We start from the raw sequence: 18,048 nt of genomic DNA on the forward strand, positions 1-18,048 counted from the left end.
GGCGTCCGAGGTCAGCTCCAGCGCCCGGTACGGCCCAGCAGCAATGCCGTCGCGGCCGTACCGGCGGTGGAGGTGCGCAGGACGGTCGGGCCGAGGCGGTAGGGCTGCGCGCCGGCCTCGGCGAAGGCGGCCAACTCCTCGGGCGAGACCCCGCCTTCGGGGCCGACGACGAGCACGATCGAGCCCTCGGTGGGGAGTTCGGCGGTGGCCAGCGGGCTGCTGCCCTCCTCGTGGAGGACGGCGGCGAAGTCGGCGTCGGCGAGGAGGGCGGCCACCTCTTTGGTCGACAGCGGGTCGGCGACTTCCGGAAAGGTCAGGCGACGCGACTGCTTGCCCGCCTCGCGGGCCGTGGCGCGCCACTTGGCCAGGGACTTGGCGGCCCGCTCGCCCCGCCACTGGGTGACGCAGCGCGCCGCCGACCAGGGCACGACGGCGTCCACGCCGGTCTCGGTCATCGTCTCGACGGCCAGTTCGCCGCGGTCGCCCTTGGGCAGCGCCTGGACGACGGTGAGGGTGGGCGTCGGCGGGGCCTCGGTGCGGAGGTCGGTGACGGCGACGGTGAGGCGGTCCTTGCCCTCGACGGCGGCGACCGCGCCGTAGGCGCCCGTTCCCCGGCCGTCCGTCAGCACGACCTCCTCGCCCACCCGCAGCCGTCGCACCGACACCGCGTGCCGGCCCTCCGGCCCGTCCAGGGTCAGCGACCCGCAGGCCCGTACGTCCGCGAGCGAATCGACGAGGAAGACGGGGGCGGTCATGACGCGGCACCGGCCTCGGCGCCGGAACCGCTGCCCGGGTTCAACGCGGCGCGCGCCACCTCCAGTTCGGCCACCAGCACCTCGACCAGCTGCCCGGCCGGCAGCTCGCGCGCCATCCGGTGGCCCTGCCCGGCCCACAGCGCCATGCCCTGCGCATCGCCGGCCTTGGCCGCGGCCTTGCGCAGCCCGGAGGTCAGGTGGTGAACGGCGGGGTAGGCGGCCGGCGCGTACGGGCCGTGCTCGCGAAGGAAACGGTTCGCCAGGCCGCGGGCCGGGCGCCCGGAGAACGCCCGGGTCAGCTCGGTGCGGGTGAACAGCGGGTTGGTCAACGCCTGCTTGTGCAGAGGGTTGGCGCCGGACTCGGGCGTCGCCAGGAACGCCGTGCCGAGCTGCGCCATCGAGGCGCCCGCGGCCAGCGCGGCGGCGATCGCCGAGCCGCGCATCAGGCCGCCCGCGGCGATGATCGGGATCTGCACCGCCTCGTGGACCTGGGCGATGAGGCAGAGCAGTCCGACGCCCGCCCCGGTGCCGTCGGACTGCGGGTCGTCGCGATGGGTGCTCTGGTGGCCGCCCGCCTCGATTCCCTGGACACAGACCGCGTCCGCGCCCGACCACTGCGCGGCCTGCGCCTCGGCCGCGGTGGTGACCGTCACGACGGTGAACGTACCGACCTTGGCGAAGGCGTCGAGCACCGCGCGGGAGGGGCAGCCGAAGGCGAACGAGACCACCGGCACCGGGTCCTCGCGCAGGATCGCCAGCTTGGCCTCGTAGCCGTCGTCGGAGCCGCCGTACGGGTCGAGTTCGGCGATCGGGCTCTCGTACCAGGCGGCTTCGCCCGCGAGCTGCTCGCGGTAGACCTCGACCGGGGTGACGTCGGCGAGGCTGGGCTGCGGCATGAACAGGTTCACGCCGAAGGGCCGGCCGGTCAGCCCGCGCAGCTGTTTGATCTCCTGATACATGCCGTCGGCGGTTTTGTAACCGGCGGCGAGGAAGCCGAGACCACCGGCTTCACTGACGGCGGCGGCCAGCTCCGGGCGGGCGGCGCCGCCCGCCATCGGGGCCTGCACGATCGGGTAGCGGCAGAGATCGCTGAGCGGGGTGGGCATGACCACATCGTGTCACGCCCACCGCTTCACCCCGAACCGGGGCCGGGCCCCGTCTACCGCCCGTTGAACGCATCCTTCAACCGGGAGAACAGCCCTTGCTGCCCCGGCTGACAGCGCACCCCGGGGACAACCCCCGGAACCCCCGGCCGACTCACCTACCGCCCGTTGAACGCATCCTTCAGCCGAGAGAACAGCCCTTGCTGCCCCGGCTGGAACTGGCCCGTCGGGCGTTCCTCACCCCGGAGCTTGGCGAGCCGTCGCATCAGCTCCTCCTGCTCGGGGTCGAGCTTGGTGGGCGTCTGCACCTCGACATGGACGATCAGATCGCCGCGGCCGCCGCCGCGCAGATGCGTCACACCGCGCTGGTGCAGCGGGATCGACTGGCCGGACTGGGTGCCGGGCCGGACGTCGATCTCCTCCACCCCGTCCAGCGTCTCCAGCGGGCATTTCGTGCCCAGCGCCGCCGCCGTCATGGGGATGGTGACCGTGCAGTGCAGATCGTCGCCACGCCGCTGGAAGACCGGGTGCGGCAGCTCATGGATCTCGACGTAGAGGTCGCCGGCCGGGCCGCCGCCGGGGCCGACCTCGCCCTCGCCCGCGAGCTGGATGCGGGTGCCGTTGTCGACACCGGCGGGGATCTTGACGGTGAGCGTGCGGCGGGAGCGGATCCGGCCGTCGCCGGCGCACTCGGGGCACGGCGTCGGCACGACCGTACCGAAGCCCTGGCACTGCGGGCAGGGCCGCGACGTCATGACCTGGCCGAGGAAGGACCGGGTGACCTGCGAGACCTCACCGCGGCCGCGGCACATGTCACAGGTCTGCGCGGAGGTGCCGGGCGCCGCGCCCTCGCCGCTGCACGTCGTGCAGACGATGGCGGTGTCGACCTGGAGGTCCTTGGTCGTACCGAAGGCCGCTTCGTTCAGCTCGACGTCGAGCCGGATCATGGCGTCCTGGCCGCGGCGGGTGCGCGAGCGCGGGCCGCGCTGCGAGGCCGTGCCGAAGAAGGCATCCATGATGTCGGAGAAGTTGCCGAAGCCGGCGCCGAAGCCGCCCGCGCCACCGCCGCCCGCCTGCGAGAGCGGGTCGCCGCCGAGGTCGTAGACCTGCTTCTTCTGCGGGTCCGACAACACCTCGTAAGCGGCGTTGATCTCCTTGAACCGCTCCTGGGTCTTGGGATCCGGGTTCACGTCCGGGTGCAGTTCGCGCGCCAGCCGACGGAAGGCCTTCTTGATCTGGTCCTGCGAGGCATCGCGACTGACACCGAGTACCGAGTAGTAATCCGTGGCCACTTTTACGACTCCGCGAGGATTTGTCCGACGTAACGTGCCACTGCGCGTACCGCTCCCATCGTTCCGGGGTAGTCCATGCGGGTCGGTCCGACCACGCCGAGTTTGGCGACTGCCTCGTCGCCCGAACCGTAACCGACCGCGACGACCGATGTGGACGTCAGGCCTTCGTGGGCATTCTCATGCCCGATACGTACGGTCATGCCCGAGTCCTTGGCCTCCCCCAGCAGCTTGAGCAGCACCACATGCTCCTCAAGGGCCTCCAGCACCGGGCGGATGGTCAGGGGGAAGTCGTGTCCGAAGCGCGTGAGATTGGCGGTGCCGCCGATCATCAGCCGCTCTTCGGTCTCCTCCACCAGAGTTTCCAGCAGCACCGACAGCACTGTCGAGACCGTGCCGCGGTCGTCCTGCTCGAAGGACTCCGGGAGATCCTGCACCAACTGCGGCACATCCGCGAACCGGCGCCCCACCACACGGCTGTTGAGCCGCGCCCGCAGATCCGCGAGCGACGTCTCGCCGAACGGCGCCGGGCAGTCGATCAGCCGCTGCTCGACCCGTCCGGTGTCCGTGATCAGTACGAGCATCAGCCGGGCCGGGGCCAGCGCCAGCAGCTCGACATGGCGGACCGTGGACCGGGTCAGGGACGGGTACTGCACGACCGCCACCTGACGGGTCAGCTGCGCCAGCAGCCGGACCGTACGGCCGACGACATCGTCGAGGTCGACGGCGCCGTCGAGGAAGTTCTGGATGGCCCGCCGCTCCGGGGAGGACAGCGGCTTGACGCCCGCCAGCTTGTCGACGAAGAGGCGATAGCCCTTGTCGGTGGGGATCCGCCCGGCGCTGGTGTGCGGCTGGGCGATGAAACCCTCGTCCTCCAGCGCCGCCATGTCGTTGCGGACCGTGGCCGGGGAGACGCCCAGCTGGTGGCGCTCGGTGAGTGCCTTGGAGCCGACCGGCTCCTCCGTCCCGACATAGTCCTGGACGATGGCGCGCAGCACTTCGAGCCTGCGTTCACTGAGCATTCTGCGCACCTCCAGTCCAGCCGGGTTGCCGTCTCGTCACTCCTGGCACTCACACGGGCCGAGTGCCAGACCCGGAAGCCAGTGTACGGCCGGGTAGCACAGCTGCGGCAAGAGCCGCCGCAACGATCGGCCGGCGAAGCGCCGCACGATGACCGTGATCGGCCGTTGTGGCCGGTCTGTCGGGCAACGCTATCGCGAGGGAGCTAGCGTCTCGGTATGCACACTGCTTGGGAAGAGGCCGGGTGGGAACAGCTCGGTGAAGGCGTCGCGCGGCGCCGGATGCCGGGCTGGGACGAGACGATCGGCGTGATCGCCGGATCGGCCGGGGTGATGATCGTCGATACCGGCGCGTCCATCCGCGACGGCGCCGATCTGCGCCGCGCCATCCGCGGCGTGCTGGGCCGGGAAGTGACGCATGTCGCTCTCACCCACCCGCATTTCGATCATGTTCTGGGCACCGCCGCCTTCGCGGGCGTCGAGGTGTTCGGCGCGGCCGGGGTGGGCGATCTGCTCGGGCGCGACCGGGACGAGCTGCGGCGGGACGCGGTACGGCACGGCCTCGCCCCGGAAGCCGCCGCGGAGGCCGCCGACCTCCTCGTCCGCCCGCACCACCACGTCCACGGCGAACTGACCGTCGACCTCGGCGACCGGCAGGTGCTGCTCGCCAATGTCGGCCCCGGTCACACCGCCCACGATCTGGCGGTTCTGGTGCCGGGCCGGGGCGGCGCCCGGGAGATCGTCTTCTGCGGTGACCTGGTCGAGGAGTCCGGCGAACCGAACGCCGGCCTGGACTCGCTGCCCCAGCAGTGGCCGGCCGCGCTGGACCGGCTGCTGGCCCTGGGCGGCGAGGAGGCGGTGTACGTACCGGGGCACGGGGCCGTGGTGGACGCGGCCTTCGTGCGCGCCCAGCGGGACGCCCTCGCCATCCGCTTCGGCGTGCCGCCGTCTTCCTGACCGCGCCCGCCCGCACCCGACGCCCCGAGAGAACTGGACCCCATGCGCAGCAAGCAGTACGGCCCCGACCTCACCCCGCCCTGGAAGAAGCAGCGGCCCGCCCCCGAGGTGGCCGCCGATCCCGACCTGGTCGTCGAGGAGGTCACCACGGGCTTCTGCGGCGCCGTGATCCGCTGCGAGAAGACGGCCGAGGGCCCGACGGTGACGCTGGAGGACCGCTTCGGCAAGCACCGGGTCTTCCCGATGGTGCCGCGCGGCTTCCTGCTGGAGGGGCGCGTCGTCACCCTCGTACGCCCGTCGGGCCGGCCGGCGCCGAGCGGCCCCGCCCGTACGGCGTCCGGCTCACTCGCGGTGCCCGGCGCCCGCGCCCGGGTCGCGCGCGCCGGGCGCATTTATGTGGAGGGGCGGCACGACGCGGAGCTGGTCGAGCGGGTGTGGGGCGACGATCTGCGCATCGAGGGCGTGGTCGTGGAGTACCTGGAGGGGATCGACGACCTTCCGGCGATCGTGCGGGGCTTCGCGCCGGGGCCGGATGCCCGGCTGGGCGTCCTGGTGGACCATCTCGTGCCCGGCTCGAAGGAGTCGCGGATCGCGGCCGAGGTGACCGGAGCGCATGCGCTGGTGGTCGGCCACCCGTACATCGACGTGTGGGAGGCCGTGAAGCCCTCCTCGGTGGGGATCCCTGCGTGGCCGAGGGTGCCGCGCGGTCAGGACTGGAAGACGGGCGTGTGCCGGGCGCTGGGCTGGCCGGAGAACACCGGGGCGGCGTGGCAGCGGATCCTGGGCTGCGTGCGGTCGTACAAGGACCTGGAGCCGCAACTCCTCGGGCGGGTGGAGGAGTTGATCGACTTCGTTACGGCAGGCGATGCGGTCTGACGCCGGGGGCTCGGCGAGGAGGATGCACCGGCCCATGACGGGATCGATGATCAGGTAGACGGGCACCTGGCCCGCAGGACCGTCGCATCGCGTCAGTCACACGGGTATCAGTCCACCAGATCCCGCACCACAGCGTCAGCCAACAACCGCCCGCGGAGTGTCAGCACCGCCCGCCCGGCCTCGTACGGCCCCGCCTCCAGCAGCCCGTCGGCCAACGCGCGGGCGGCCGCCCGCGCCCCCTCCGGCGCGAGGATGTCGAGCGGACACCCCTCCACCAGTCGCAGCTCCAGCAGGATGCGCTCCACCCGCCGGTCCTCGTCGGGCAGGATCTCGCGGCCCGCGCCCGGGGAGCGGCCCTCGGCCAGGGCCTGGGCGTAGGCGCCGGGGTGCTTGACGTTCCACCAGCGGACGCCGCCGACGTGGCTGTGGGCGCCGGGGCCGGCGCCCCACCAGTCGGCGCCGGTCCAGTACAGCTCGTTGTGGCGGCAGCGGGCGGCTTCGGTGGTGGCCCAGTTGGAGACCTCGTACCAGGTGAAACCGGCGGCGGCGAGGCGCTCCTCGGCGATCAGATAGCGGTCGGCGTGGACGTCGTCGTCGGTCATCGGGACCTCGCCGCGGCGGATCCGGCGGGCGAGCTGGGTGCCCTCCTCGACGATCAGGGCGTAGGCGGAGATGTGGTCGGGGCCGGCGCCGAGGGCGGCGTCCAGGGAGGCCCGCCAGTCGTCGTCGGTCTCGCCGGGGGTGCCGTAGATCAGATCGAGGTTGACGTGGTCGAAACCGGCGGCGCGGGCCTCGGCGACGCACGCCTCGGGGCGGCCGGGGGTGTGCGTACGGTCGAGGATCTTCAGGACGTGCTGCCGGGCGCTCTGCATGCCGAAGGAGACGCGGTTGTAGCCGCCCTCGCGGAGCTCGGCGAGGTAGCGGGGGTCGACGGACTCCGGGTTGGCCTCGGTGGTGATCTCGGCGCCCGGTGCGAGGCCGAATTCGTCGCGGATGGCCGCCAGCATGCGGCCGAGGTCGGCGGCGGGCAGCAGGGTCGGGGTGCCGCCGCCCACGAAGACCGTCTCGACGGGGCGGGGGTCGTCGCCGAGCACCTTGCGGGCCAGCCGGATCTCCTCGACGACATGGTCGGCGTAGTTGTCGCGGGAGGCCAGGGCGCCGCCGGAGCCGCGCAGCTCGCTCGCGGTGTAGGTGTTGAAGTCGCAGTAGCCGCAGCGGGTCGCGCAGTAGGGCACATGCAGATAGAAGCCGAGGGGCCGCCCGGCCGCCCCGGTCAGCGCATGGCGGGGCAGTGCCCCGTCCTCGGGCATCGGCTCACCATCAGGCAGTGCGGAAGGCATGGGGTCCATTGTCCGTCATGACGGGGGTGGTCCGGTGTCCGTCATGGCGGGGGCGGTCAGGGCAGGCCCGCGCCGCCCGTCCGCTCCGCCGCCGTCCCCGGCCCCGCGGCCTGGAGCACCAGCAGCGCCAGGTCGTCGTCCGGCGGCGTCGGCGCGAAGGCGTGGACCGTGCTGCGGATGTGTTCGGCGACGGCGGTGGCACCGAGGCCCGTGCAGGCGGCGAGGGCCGTGGTCAGGCCGTCCTCGTCGTCGAAGAGGCGGCCGTCCGAGCGGCGCTCGGTCACGCCGTCGGTCACGCACAGCAGCGTCTCCCCGGGGCAGAGGTCGAAGGACTCGCTGACGTACGCCGCATCCTCGACCACCCCCAGCAGCATCTGGGGCGCCGCGACCACCCGGACCGCGCCGTCGGCGCCCAGCACCAGCGGGAGCGGGTGGCCGGCGCTGGCGAGGGTGCAGCGGGCGCCGCCGGAGCCGTGGTACGGCACGATCTCGCCGTAGAGGAGGGACAGGAAGCGGGCCTGTTCGCCCTCGTCGCGGATCTCGACGGGGGCCTCGGCGCCCGCTCCGGCGGCCGCCACGGCCGCGGCGACCGCGGCGACGGAATCGGCGGCCTCCCTCGCCATCGTCTTGTTGAGGCGGTCGAGGACCTCGGCGACGCCGAAGCCGTCGCGGGCCAGCAGCCGCAGCACCGGGCGGGCCAGGCCCGTCACCGCGGCGGCCTCCGGGCCGCTGCCGCACACATCGCCGAGGGCGAAGCACCAGCGGCCGTCACCGGCGTCGAAGAGGTCCCAGAAGTCGCCGCCCGCCCAGGCGCCCTCGCGGGGCTCGTAGACCACCGCCGACTCCACCCCGGGCACCTGCGCCCGCCCCCGGGGCAGCAGCCGGCGCTGCAGGACCTGGCTGATGCGCTCCTGGCGGCTGTAGGCGCGGGCGGTGGCCATGGCGCGGGCGACCCGGCGGCACAGGTCCTCCACCAGGCCGATCACCTCGTCGGGGAACCGGAGCAGGCCGGACCGGCCGAGCAGCAGGGTGCCCAGCCGGCGGCCGCCCGCCACCAGGGGGCAGGCCAGGGCCGCGCCGCCGGGGCCGTAGCCGCCCGGCTCCGGCGGCCAGGGCCAGCGGACCGCGGCGGGGGTGCTGCTCAGGCCCGTCTCGCCGCCCGCCATCGGCGGCGGGTCCTTTTCCAGGACGGTGCGCAGGGCATCGATCAGGCTCTCGCTGGAGTGCCAGACGCGCGCGAGCCGCTGCGCCTCGCCGTCCCCCTCGATGCCGCGGCCGGGCGCGCCGCCGTCGCCGTCGTGCAGCCACACCGCGCACCAGTCGGCGAGCCGCGGCACCGTCAGCTGGGCGGCGAGCGAGGCGACCTGGTCGGCGTCGAGCTGGCCGGAGAGCAGGTCGGAGGCCTCGGCGAGGAAGGAGAGGGCGCCCTGGTGCACCCAGTCGCCCTCGGACACCTGGCGGACGGCTCGGCGCGGGGTGGGCGCGAGGAGTTCGGCGGCACGCAGTCCGCGCTGCAGGAGCTGGTTGTCGACGGCGCCCTCCGGCTCGGGCCGGGCGACGCCGTCCGGAGTCGCGGGCAGCCGGAACCACACGGTCTTCATGGCGCGGCGGTAGGTGATGCCCCAGGACTCGGCGACCGCGCTGATCAATTGCAGTCCGTGGCCGCCGCTTTCGGACGTCGGGCCCTCCTCGCGGGCGCGCACCGGCCGGGCCGGGTGGTGGTCGGAGACCTCGATGACCACGCCGGTGCCGTCCGGGCCTCCGGGGTCGGACTCCGGGTGCTCGTAGGGATCGGGCCCGGTTGCCGGTTCCAGGCGGCAGCGGAGTTCGACGGCGGTGCCCGCGTGCACCACGGCGTTGGTGACCAGCTCGCTGACGAGCAGTACCGCTTCGTCCGCGAGGCGCTCGGTGAGGTCCGGCGAGCCGGGCAGCGCCTGGGCGGTCCAGTCGGCGAACACCGTCCGGACGAACTGCCGGGCGGCGGCCGCGGCCCGCGGGTCACCGGGCAGGCAGGCGGCGCGGGAGTACCCGCCACCGGGGTGGCTGCCGGATGCCGCAGGCGCGGCCGTGGAGCCGTCCCGTGGCGAGTCCGGTAGTGAGTCCGGTGGTGGTGAAGTTGTCGTCCTCATAGACCAACTCCCGAGCAGCTGCGCGTCAGCGCCGGATGCGCCACCGACAGAGTGACAGACCGAGGGCAGCCATAAGCGCGGAGTCACCGAAGTTGGTGCTCAAGGGGGGCGATTCGGCTGACACGCCAGGGGAGTTGGCCGACATGTGCGGGATGTCCGTTGGTGGACCTGTGTGGACAACCGGAGGAAGGACGTCCGTACGAGGGACGGGGCGGTCCGGGACGGCGTACGCGCCACCCCGGACCACCCTGCCCGGCCGTGCCGCTACGCCTCCCGCGCCCCGGCGTACATCTCGTCGAGCAGGTCCTTGAACGCCCGCTCCACCACCGGCCGCTTGACCTTGAGGCTGGGGGTGACCTCGCCGTGCTCGATGTCCAGGTCGCGCGGCAGCAGCCGGAACTTACGGATCTGCTGCCAGCGCTGCAGGCCCTCGTTGACCCGCTCGACATAGCCGTCGATCAGCGCGCGCACCTGGTCGGTGGCGACGACGTCGGCGTACGTCCTGCCGCCCAGGCCGTGCTCCTTGGCCCAGCCCATGATCGTGGGCTCGTCGAGGGCGATCAGCGCGGTGCAGAAGTTCCGGTTGGCGCCGTGCACCAGCACATTGGAGACGAACGGGCAGACCGCCTTGAACTGGCCCTCCACCTCGGCCGGCGCGATGTACTTGCCGCCGGAGGTCTTGATCAGGTCCTTCTTGCGGTCGGTGATCCGCAGATAGCCGTCCGCGGACAGCTCGCCGATGTCGCCGGTGTGGAACCAGCCGTCCTCCTCCAGGACCTCGGCGGTCTTGTCCGGCAGGCCGTGGTAGCCCTGCATGATGCCGGGGCCGCGCAGCAGGATCTCGCCGTCCCCTTCGGCGATGCGCACCTCGGTGCCGGGCAGCGGCTTGCCGACCGTGCCGGTGCGGTAGGCCTCGCCGGGGTTGACGAAGCTGGCGGCGCTGGACTCCGTCAGGCCGTAGCCCTCGAGGATGTGGATGCCGGCGCCGGAGAAGAAGTAGCCGATCTCCGGGGAGAGCGCGGCCGAGCCGGAAACGGCCGCGCGCAGCCGTCCGCCGAACGCCTCGCGCAGCTTGCCGTAGACCAGCGCATCGGCGACCTTGTGCTTGGCGCCCAGCGCGAACGGCACCGAGGCGTTGCCGGTGCGCCGGAAGCTGTCCTGCGAGACCTTGGCGTACTCGCGGGCCACTCCCGCCGCCCACTGGAAGATCTTGTACTTCGCGCCGCCGCCCGCCCGGGCCTTGGCCGCGACGCCGTTGTAGACCTTCTCGAAGATCCGCGGGACGGCCGCCATGTAGGTGGGGCGGACGACCGGCAGATTCTCGATGATCTTGTCGACGCGGCCGTCCACGGCGATCACATGCCCGACGGAGATCTGCCCGGCGGTGAGCACCTTGCCGAAGACATGCGCCAGCGGCAGCCACAGATACTGCACGTCCTCCTCGGCGACCATCCCGGTCGCCTCGATCGCGCGGGCCATGTACGCCCAGCAGTCGTGCGACAGCCGTACGCCCTTGGGACGGCCGGTGGTCCCCGAGGTGTAGATCAGCGTCGCCAGCTGGTCGGCGCGCAGCGCGGCGACCCGCTCCGTCACACAGTCCGGGTTCGCCTCCAGATGGGCGGCGCCGCGCTTCTCCAGGTCGGCGAGCGAGAGCACCCAGCCGTCGGGGTCGCCCTCGGCGGGCTGTGCGTCCGCCTCCTCGATGACCACGACATGGGCGAGGTCGGGCAGTTCGGCGCGCTTCTCGCGGGCCTTGGCGAGCTGCCCGGCATCCTCCGCGATCAGTACCCGGCTGCCGGAGTCGGCCAGGATGTAGGCCGTCTCCTCGGTGTTGGTGCTGGGGTAGACCGTGGTGGTGGCGGCACCGGAGCACAGCACACCGAGGTCGGCCAGGATCCATTCGACGCGGGTGTTGGCGGCCAGCGCCACCCGCTCCTCCGGCCGTACGCCCAGGGCGATCAGCCCGGCGGCGATGCCGTAGACGCGCTGCGCGGCCTCGGTCCAGGTGAGCGCCTTCCAGCCGTCCGGGCCGCCGCCCGGGGAGGGGACCGGATAGCGGTAGGCCTCGGTATCAGGAGTGGCCGCCACCCGCTCCAGGAAGAGGGTCGCCACCGAGGGCGGCCGGTTTTCGATCAGCGTGTGGGTGTCCGTCACGGCATCCTCCGGGGCCCGCTTCGTTGCTGGTGACTCGCGAGTAACCTTTGAGCAGTGATCAGGGTAGAGCGCGTTGCGCCGACGCGTAAGGGGCTACGGCCGACTGGTTCACGATGTGACCGGTGCGATAGGTGCACATAGCACCCACACCGCCCGCCACGGGGCTACGCCGACCGCGAAACCGTGCAAACCTCCAGGTCACACCCCGTATCACGGCGCGCACGGACCGGACACGCAACGCTCCGCACGCCCCGGACATGCACCCCGCATACGCATCGATACCCACCCGGACGGCCGCATCCGGGCGGACGGCCGCATCCGGCCACCGGCAAACGCGACAGGGCGCCGGCCCCTGGGGACCTGCGCCCTGCTCCGTGCCGTGGGCTCCGCTTCGCGCGCGCCGCCTCCGGCGGGCCCGTGCGCCCGACGGATTCGTCGGGCCCGACGGGCTCCTGCTGCCGGCTACTTCTTCTTGTCGCCGTCGGTGTCCGAGGACAGCACCGCGATGAAGGCGTCCTGCGGAACCTCCACGCTGCCGACCATCTTCATCCGCTTCTTGCCTTCCTTCTGCTTCTCCAGCAGCTTCCGCTTACGGGAGATGTCACCGCCGTAGCACTTGGCGAGGACGTCCTTGCGGATGGCGCGGACCGTCTCACGGGCGATGACCCGGCTGCCGATGGCGGCCTGGATCGGCACCTCGAAGCCCTGCCGCGGGATCAGCTCGCGCAGCTTGGCGACCAGCCGCACGCCGTACGCGTACGCCTTGTCCTTGTGGGTGATCGCGGAGAACGCGTCGACCTTGTCGCCGTGCAGCAGGATGTCGACCTTGACCAGGTCGGACGTCTGCTCGCCGGTGGGCTCGTAGTCCAGCGAGGCATAGCCGCGGGTCTTGGACTTGAGCTGGTCGAAGAAGTCGAAGACGACCTCGGCGAGCGGCAGGGTGTAGCGGATCTCGACCCGGTCCTCGGAGAGGTAGTCCATGCCGAGCAGGGTGCCGCGCCGGGTCTGGCACAGCTCCATGATCGCGCCGATGAACTCGCTCGGGGCGAGGATCGTGGCCCGGACGACCGGCTCGTGCACCTGGTCGATCTTGCCGACGGGGAACTCGCTGGGGTTGGTGACGGTGTGCTCGGTGCCGTCCTCCATGTCCACCCGGTAGACCACGTTCGGCGCCGTGGCGATCAGGTCCAGCCCGAACTCGCGCTCCAGGCGCTCGCGGACGACCTCGAGGTGCAGCAGGCCCAGGAAGCCGACGCGGAAACCGAAGCCGAGGGCCGCGGAGGTCTCCGGCTCGTACACCAGCGCGGCGTCGTTGAGCTGGAGCTTGTCCAGCGCCTCGCGCAGCTCCGGGTAGTCCGAGCCGTCGAGCGGGTACAGCCCCGAGAACACCATCGGCTTCGGGTCCTTGTAGCCGCCCAGCGGATCCACGGCACCCTTGCTGAGCTGGGTGATCGTGTCGCCGACCTTCGACTGCCGGACGTCCTTCACGCCGGTGATGAGGTAGCCCACCTCGCCGACGGACAGCCCGTCCGCGGCCGTCATCTCGGGAGAGTTGGTGCCGATCTCCAGCAGCTCGTGCGCGGCGCCGGTGGACATCATCTTGATGCGCTCGCGCTTGCTGAGCGTGCCGTCGACGACCTTGACGTAGGTCACGACGCCGCGGTACGCGTCGTAGACCGAGTCGAAGATCATCGCGCGGGCGGGCGCGTCCTTGACGCCGACCGGCGCCGGGACCTCGCGGACCACCTTGTCCAGCAGCTCGGGAACGCCGACGCCGGTCTTGGCCGACACCCGCAGCACGTCCTCCGGCTCGCAGCCGACCAGGTTCGCCAGCTCGGCGGCGAACTTCTCGGGCTGCGCGGCCGGCAGGTCGATCTTGTTGAGGACGGGGATGATCGTGAGGTCGTTCTCCATCGCCAGGTAGAGGTTGGCGAGCGTCTGCGCCTCGATGCCCTGGGCGGCGTCGACGAGGAGGATGCAGCCCTCGCACGCGGCGAGCGAGCGGGAGACCTCGTAGGTGAAGTCGACGTGACCCGGGGTGTCGATCATGTTGAGGATGTGGGTGGTCCCACTGGCCTCTTCGCCCTCGGACGGGGCCCAGGGCAGCCGGACCGCCTGGGACTTGATCGTGATGCCGCGCTCGCGCTCGATGTCCATGCGGTCGAGATACTGCGCGCGCATCTGCCGCTGGTCGACGACACCGGTGAGCTGGAGCATCCGGTCGGCGAGCGTCGACTTGCCGTGGTCGATGTGCGCGATGATGCAGAAGTTACGGAGGAGAGCCGGGTCGGTACGGCTCGGCTCCGGCACGTTCGTAGGGGTCGCGGGCACGCAGGATCCATTCAGTGAACGCGGGTAGGCGGGACTCGGTTGTGTGACGTCTCCCCCATGGTCCCATGAGCGACGGGCGCGGGTGGGTCTGGGCGGGGCGGGACGGGCTTGCGAGCGGGGCCGGATCGCCGCGGGGGCCGGGCGCCGGGACCCTGGGAACGGGCGGCGGGAGCGGGGCGCCTTGCGCGGCGTCCGGGGCGGTTCGGGTGCACCCGGAGGGTTCGGCCGGAGGCTTCGCCGCGCACCCGGAAGGCGGCCCTGACGGCCGCCCGGACGAGGGTCTTGACGGCGGACCCGGACCGGTTTGGGACGTCGTAGACCCAGCTGGTAGCCTGGTCCACTGCGCTTCGTGCCCTCTCTCGTGCGCGGCGCAACTCGAAACTCCAACGAACCTGAAAAGGCTCTTTCGTGGCGAACATCAAGTCCCAGATGAAGCGGATCAAGACCAACGAGAAGGCTCGTCAGCGCAACAAGGCTGTCAAGTCCGCTCTGCGCACCTCGATCCGTCGCACCCGTGAGGCCATCGAGGCCGGCGACCTGGCGAAGGCCACCGCCGCCCAGGCCGCGGCGGCCAAGAAGCTCGACAAGGCCGTCAGCAAGGGTGTCATTCACAAGAACGCCGCCGCCAACAAGAAGTCGGCGCTGGCCAAGAAGGTCGCCGGCCTCCAGGGCTGAAACCTTCGCTTGACCGCATGACCTGCAGTACCCCTGCCGACAGGGACCCAGCGGCCCCTCTCTCCGCTCCTTGATCGGTGCAGCACCGCGCCGCACACGGCCTGCGTTCGCCACGCGGGTGCGGCGCACCGGCCCGGCCGGCGATTTCCGCCGACGGCCGCGCATGCTTGAAGGCCCCGCCTTCGCCCCTTCCCCGGGGCGGTGGCGGGGCCTTTTGCTGTGGTGGGCTCCTTGGTGTGGCGGGGTGTTGGTGTGCTGTGGCGTTGGTGTGCTGTGGCGTTGGTGTGCTGTGGCGGGGCCCTTCCTCCGGCGGGCCCGTTCCTGCGGCGGGGCGGTGGGTCGATGCCGGTGGGTCGAGGTCGGCCGCCACGTCCGCTCGGGGGCGCTCGCCGGTCCGGTACGGCGGGGCCGTTCGGTCGTCCGCTCGCCGGAGTGACCGGCCAGGGTGAGTTTTCTCGTTCATCCGCTAATCTGCGGGCATGTCGCTCTCGGGGGATCAGAACAACCCGTACTCGCCTTATGGCGCACCTGGGACACCCGGGATACCGGGCGCGCCTGGCATACCTGGGGCACCTGGCATACCTGGCGCGCCCGGCACGCCTGGTCCGCCTGGTCCGCCTGGGGTCAATCCGTACGGACAGGCACCCGGCAATTACGGCTACCCGCCGGCGGTGCCGCCGGGCGGAGCGGGCGGCACCGGCGGCGCGCCCCGGGGCGTGTCCGGCTGGATCTGGGCGATCGGCGGGGCGGTCGCCGCCTCCGCGATCTGGGCCTCCGTGATGTTCGCCACCGGCGCCTTCTCCTCGGAGCCCGGCGCTGACCTGGCGGGCTACTCGTACACCGACGACCTGTGCGCAGCCACGTCGATGACGCCGTTCAAGAACGCCGACTTCACCGTCGAGGCGAACAGGGCAACCACCGGCTCGGACCCCGCGACCGCCAATCCACAGCACAGCGGCTCCCAGCAGGACGCGGTGGACACCATGTGGTGCAACACCTCGCTGAAGGCAAAGAACGCAAGCAGCTCCGGGTACTCCTCGACCTGGCTCTACAGCACCCTCACCCTGCACAAGAAGACCGACCCCGGCCCCGAGTTCGCGGCCGGCTACCGCGCGTACGAGAAGCAGGCGAGCTCGATCGACTACCAGGTCGAGTCGGTGACGGGCATCGGCGACGAGGCCTATCTGGTGACCCAGAAGAAGAAGGACGGCGGCACCGACGGCACGTATGTGATCCTCGGGGTGCGGGACGGCTGGATGACGTATCAGTCGACGTGGTCGAACTACGCCTCGAGCAGCAGCTCCGGCACCCAGCCGACCGGCGATGAAGTGGCGACGATGCTGAAGACCAGCGCACGGGAGACGCTTCAGCGCTTGCGGGGCTCCGGATCGCGGTGAGGCCGCCGGCCGTCAGCGGCGCGACCGGGCCGCGCGCGCGATGGCCACGACGGCCTTCTCCAGGGCGTACTCGGGGTCGTCACCGCCGCCCTTGACGCCCGCGTCCGCCGCGGCGACCGCCTGGAGCGCCGTGGCGACGCCGTCCGCCGACCAGCCGCGCATCTGCTGCCGTACCCGGTCGATCTTCCACGGCGGCATCCCCAGATCGCGGGCGAGATCACCGGGGCGGGCGCCGCGCGGGGCGGAGGCGAGCTTGCCGATGGCGCGGACGCCCTGGGCCAGCGCGCTGGTGATCATGACGGGCGCCACGCCGGTCGCCATCGCCCAGCGCAGTGCCTCCAGCGCCTCGGCGGCGCGGCCCTCCACGGCGCGGTCCGCGACCGTGAAACTCGATGTCTCGGCCCGGCCCGTGTAGTAACGCGCGACGATGGCCTCGTCGATCGTGCCCTCGATATCGGCGGTCAGCTGCGAACAGGCCGCGGCCAGCTCGCGCAGATCGCTGCCGATCGCGTCGACCAGCGCCTGGCACGCCTCCGGCGTCGCGGAGCGCCCGACCGCCCGGAACTCGCCCCGTACGAACGCCAGCCGGTCCGCGGGCTTGGTCATCTTGGGGCATGCCACCTCGCGTGCCCCCGCCTTACGGGCGGCGTCCAGGAGGCCCTTGCCCTTGGCGCCGCCGGCGTGCAGCAGGACGAGGGTGATCTCCTCGGCGGGGGCGCCGAGATACCCCTTGACGTCCTTGATGGTGTCCGCCGACAGGTCCTGGGCCCCGCGGACGACGACCACCTTGCGCTCGGCGAAGAGCGAGGGGCTGGTGAGCTCGGCGAGGGTGCCGGGCTGCAGCTGGTCGGAGGTGAGGTCGCGCACGTCGGTGTCCGCGTCGGCGGCGCGGGCGGCCGCCACCACCTGCTGCACGGCGCGGTCGAGGAGCAGGTCTTCCTGGCCCACGGCAATCGTGACGGGGGCGAGAGGGTCGTCGTTAGCTGTCTTCCTGGCCATCGCGGTCCAGCATCCCACGCCCCACTGACACCGCCGTCCCGGCGGCGCTCCCGCTACCGGACAATGGTCCGGTGAGCGATGTACAACACCTACGACATGTCCTGGTGCTGCCCGACCGCGATGCGGCAGAGGAGCTGGCGGAGCAACTGACCGAACGCTTCGGCCTCTCCGAGGAGCCCCAGCTCGTACGGGACGCCCTGGCCGGCGAGGACGACGCGGAGGACGCCCAGTGGCTGGTGGTGGTCGAGGACCCGGCCGCGGCCTACGACCCTGCCCGGCTCGACGGGCTCGCGGCGGAGTACGAGGGGTGGCGGGAGGCCGAATAGGCGCTCCGCGGGGGCCGGGGGCGGGGGGCGGGGCGGACCGGGTGGCTCGGGACCGGGCTGGGCGGACCGGGCAGGGCTGGGCGGCGGGCGCTGGGCGGCGGGCTGCCCCGGACGTCCCCTACGGGCTCCGGTCCGGAGTGGTGTTCATCCGCCGGGCGTCCGCTCTGCGGCGAACCAGCGGCGGGTACGTTCGACCACCGCGGCGGAGGGGCCCGCGGCCACATCGGCGATGGTCTGCGCGGCGAGTTCGCGGCGCCACGCCAGCTCGGCCTTGCGCATCGCCGTCGAGATACCGCAGGGCCGCCCGTACTCCCTGTCGGACGCCTCAGCGCCGGACCCCTGACGGCGGATCTCGGTGCACCGGAATGCGTCCTCCGGCCCCTCGATCGCCGCGACCACGTCCATGAGAGTGATCCGCTCCGGCGGCCGAGCGAGGCGGAACCCGCCGCGGGCGCCAGGGGTGGAGCTGAGGATTCCGGCACGCACCAACGCCTGCAACCGCTTGTTCAGATAGGCCTGCGGAAGCTCGAAGGAGGCCGCGAGCCGGGCCGTCGACACGGGCCCCTCACCCTCCAGCCAGGCCAGCGTCACGCAACAGTGCAGGCCCCATTCGACGCCCTCGCTCATCCTCATGGCCGCAAGCCTACCGAATCTGGAGATTACGGGTCCGGGTTCGGGGGTCCGGGTTCGGGGGTCCG

At 72.2% G+C, this 18,048-nt stretch carries 15 protein-coding genes; 5 read left to right on the forward strand and 10 right to left on the reverse strand.

Annotated elements, in window-relative coordinates; all coding sequences use genetic code 11:
• Positions 1 to 11: 11 nt before the first annotated feature.
• From ACIGWZ_RS06155 to hrcA, 4 genes are all read right to left on the reverse strand, one after another.
• Positions 12 to 755, reverse strand: a complete 744-nt coding sequence (locus ACIGWZ_RS06155) for a 16S rRNA (uracil(1498)-N(3))-methyltransferase (protein WP_400061336.1) — start codon at positions 753 to 755, stop codon at positions 12 to 14.
• A complete protein-coding gene (locus ACIGWZ_RS06160) occupies positions 752 to 1,861 on the reverse strand; it encodes a nitronate monooxygenase (RefSeq protein WP_400061338.1) in 1,110 nt (369 codons plus the stop codon). Before ACIGWZ_RS06160 ends, ACIGWZ_RS06155 begins: the two co-directional genes overlap by 4 nt.
• A 155-nt stretch (positions 1,862 to 2,016) precedes the next feature.
• Positions 2,017 to 3,150: a molecular chaperone DnaJ gene (gene dnaJ, locus ACIGWZ_RS06165; RefSeq protein ID WP_400061340.1), complete on the reverse strand. Its 1,134-nt coding sequence runs from the start codon at positions 3,148 to 3,150 to the stop codon at positions 2,017 to 2,019.
• A 2-nt stretch (positions 3,151 to 3,152) separates the two neighbouring features.
• Complete coding sequence (gene hrcA, locus ACIGWZ_RS06170) at positions 3,153 to 4,169, reverse strand: heat-inducible transcriptional repressor HrcA (RefSeq protein WP_400061342.1); 1,017 nt, start codon at positions 4,167 to 4,169, stop codon at positions 3,153 to 3,155.
• A gap of 216 nt (positions 4,170 to 4,385) precedes the next feature.
• Between hrcA and ACIGWZ_RS06175 the strand changes: the two genes are divergently transcribed.
• Both ACIGWZ_RS06175 and ACIGWZ_RS06180 read left to right on the forward strand, forming a co-directional pair.
• Positions 4,386 to 5,123, forward strand: a complete 738-nt coding sequence (locus tag ACIGWZ_RS06175; RefSeq protein ID WP_400061343.1) for an MBL fold metallo-hydrolase — start codon at positions 4,386 to 4,388, stop codon at positions 5,121 to 5,123.
• A gap of 42 nt (positions 5,124 to 5,165) precedes the next feature.
• The gene (locus tag ACIGWZ_RS06180) at positions 5,166 to 5,999 is read left to right on the forward strand and encodes a DUF3097 domain-containing protein (RefSeq protein WP_400061345.1); all 834 of its coding nucleotides are present in this window, start codon (positions 5,166 to 5,168) and stop codon (positions 5,997 to 5,999) included.
• 107 nt (positions 6,000 to 6,106) lie between these two features.
• On the opposite strand, the gene hemW is transcribed toward ACIGWZ_RS06180, so the two are convergent.
• The 4 genes from hemW to lepA form a co-directional block, all read right to left on the reverse strand.
• The gene (gene hemW / locus ACIGWZ_RS06185; protein WP_400061347.1) at positions 6,107 to 7,339 is read right to left on the reverse strand and encodes a radical SAM family heme chaperone HemW; all 1,233 of its coding nucleotides are present in this window, start codon (positions 7,337 to 7,339) and stop codon (positions 6,107 to 6,109) included.
• A gap of 56 nt (positions 7,340 to 7,395) precedes the next feature.
• On the reverse strand, positions 7,396 to 9,468 hold the full coding sequence (locus tag ACIGWZ_RS06190) for a SpoIIE family protein phosphatase (protein WP_400061349.1): 2,073 nt from the start codon (positions 9,466 to 9,468) through the stop codon (positions 7,396 to 7,398).
• Between the two features lie 264 nt (positions 9,469 to 9,732).
• Positions 9,733 to 11,622 carry an AMP-dependent synthetase/ligase gene (locus ACIGWZ_RS06195; protein ID WP_400061351.1) on the reverse strand — a complete coding sequence of 630 codons (1,890 nt, stop codon included), beginning with the start codon at positions 11,620 to 11,622 and terminating at the stop codon, positions 9,733 to 9,735.
• Positions 11,623 to 12,084: 462 nt separating this feature from the next.
• The gene (lepA, locus tag ACIGWZ_RS06200) at positions 12,085 to 13,953 is read right to left on the reverse strand and encodes a translation elongation factor 4 (protein ID WP_400061353.1); all 1,869 of its coding nucleotides are present in this window, start codon (positions 13,951 to 13,953) and stop codon (positions 12,085 to 12,087) included.
• Positions 13,954 to 14,361: 408 nt separating this feature from the next.
• Between lepA and rpsT the strand changes: the two genes are divergently transcribed.
• Positions 14,362 to 14,628 (forward strand): 30S ribosomal protein S20, encoded by a 267-nt coding sequence (gene rpsT, locus ACIGWZ_RS06205; RefSeq protein ID WP_400061355.1) that lies wholly within the window; start codon positions 14,362 to 14,364, stop codon positions 14,626 to 14,628.
• 671 nt (positions 14,629 to 15,299) lie between these two features.
• Positions 15,300 to 16,025, forward strand: coding sequence for a hypothetical protein (locus tag ACIGWZ_RS06210; protein WP_400061357.1), 726 nt, complete (start codon positions 15,300 to 15,302; stop codon positions 16,023 to 16,025).
• 12 nt (positions 16,026 to 16,037) lie between these two features.
• Here ACIGWZ_RS06210 and holA read toward each other — a convergent pair whose 3' ends face one another.
• The gene (gene holA, locus ACIGWZ_RS06215) at positions 16,038 to 17,024 is read right to left on the reverse strand and encodes a DNA polymerase III subunit delta (protein ID WP_400061359.1); all 987 of its coding nucleotides are present in this window, start codon (positions 17,022 to 17,024) and stop codon (positions 16,038 to 16,040) included.
• Between the two features lie 71 nt (positions 17,025 to 17,095).
• Between holA and ACIGWZ_RS06220 the strand changes: the two genes are divergently transcribed.
• Entirely contained in the window at positions 17,096 to 17,350 is a 255-nt protein-coding gene (locus tag ACIGWZ_RS06220) for a hypothetical protein (RefSeq protein ID WP_400061361.1), read from the forward strand.
• Positions 17,351 to 17,494: 144 nt separating this feature from the next.
• Here ACIGWZ_RS06220 and ACIGWZ_RS06225 read toward each other — a convergent pair whose 3' ends face one another.
• Entirely contained in the window at positions 17,495 to 17,983 is a 489-nt protein-coding gene (locus ACIGWZ_RS06225) for an RrF2 family transcriptional regulator (RefSeq protein WP_400061363.1), read from the reverse strand.
• Positions 17,984 to 18,048 lie beyond the last annotated feature (65 nt).

Source organism: Streptomyces sp. NPDC053427, from assembly GCF_044544985.1.
Taxonomy (GTDB): domain Bacteria; phylum Actinomycetota; class Actinomycetes; order Streptomycetales; family Streptomycetaceae; genus Streptomyces.

Coding starts and splice junctions, on each gene's coding strand:
- holA (WP_400061359.1), bottom strand. CDS start 17,024: ATGGCCAGGAAGACAGCTAACGACGACCCTCTCGCCCCCGTCACGATT.
- ACIGWZ_RS06155 (WP_400061336.1), bottom strand. CDS start 755: ATGACCGCCCCCGTCTTCCTCGTCGATTCGCTCGCGGACGTACGGGCC.
- ACIGWZ_RS06180 (WP_400061345.1), top strand. CDS start 5,166: ATGCGCAGCAAGCAGTACGGCCCCGACCTCACCCCGCCCTGGAAGAAG.
- ACIGWZ_RS06175 (WP_400061343.1), top strand. CDS start 4,386: ATGCACACTGCTTGGGAAGAGGCCGGGTGGGAACAGCTCGGTGAAGGC.
- hrcA (WP_400061342.1), bottom strand. CDS start 4,169: ATGCTCAGTGAACGCAGGCTCGAAGTGCTGCGCGCCATCGTCCAGGAC.
- ACIGWZ_RS06190 (WP_400061349.1), bottom strand. CDS start 9,468: ATGAGGACGACAACTTCACCACCACCGGACTCACTACCGGACTCGCCA.
- hemW (WP_400061347.1), bottom strand. CDS start 7,339: ATGCCTTCCGCACTGCCTGATGGTGAGCCGATGCCCGAGGACGGGGCA.
- ACIGWZ_RS06160 (WP_400061338.1), bottom strand. CDS start 1,861: ATGCCCACCCCGCTCAGCGATCTCTGCCGCTACCCGATCGTGCAGGCC.
- ACIGWZ_RS06225 (WP_400061363.1), bottom strand. CDS start 17,983: ATGAGGATGAGCGAGGGCGTCGAATGGGGCCTGCACTGTTGCGTGACG.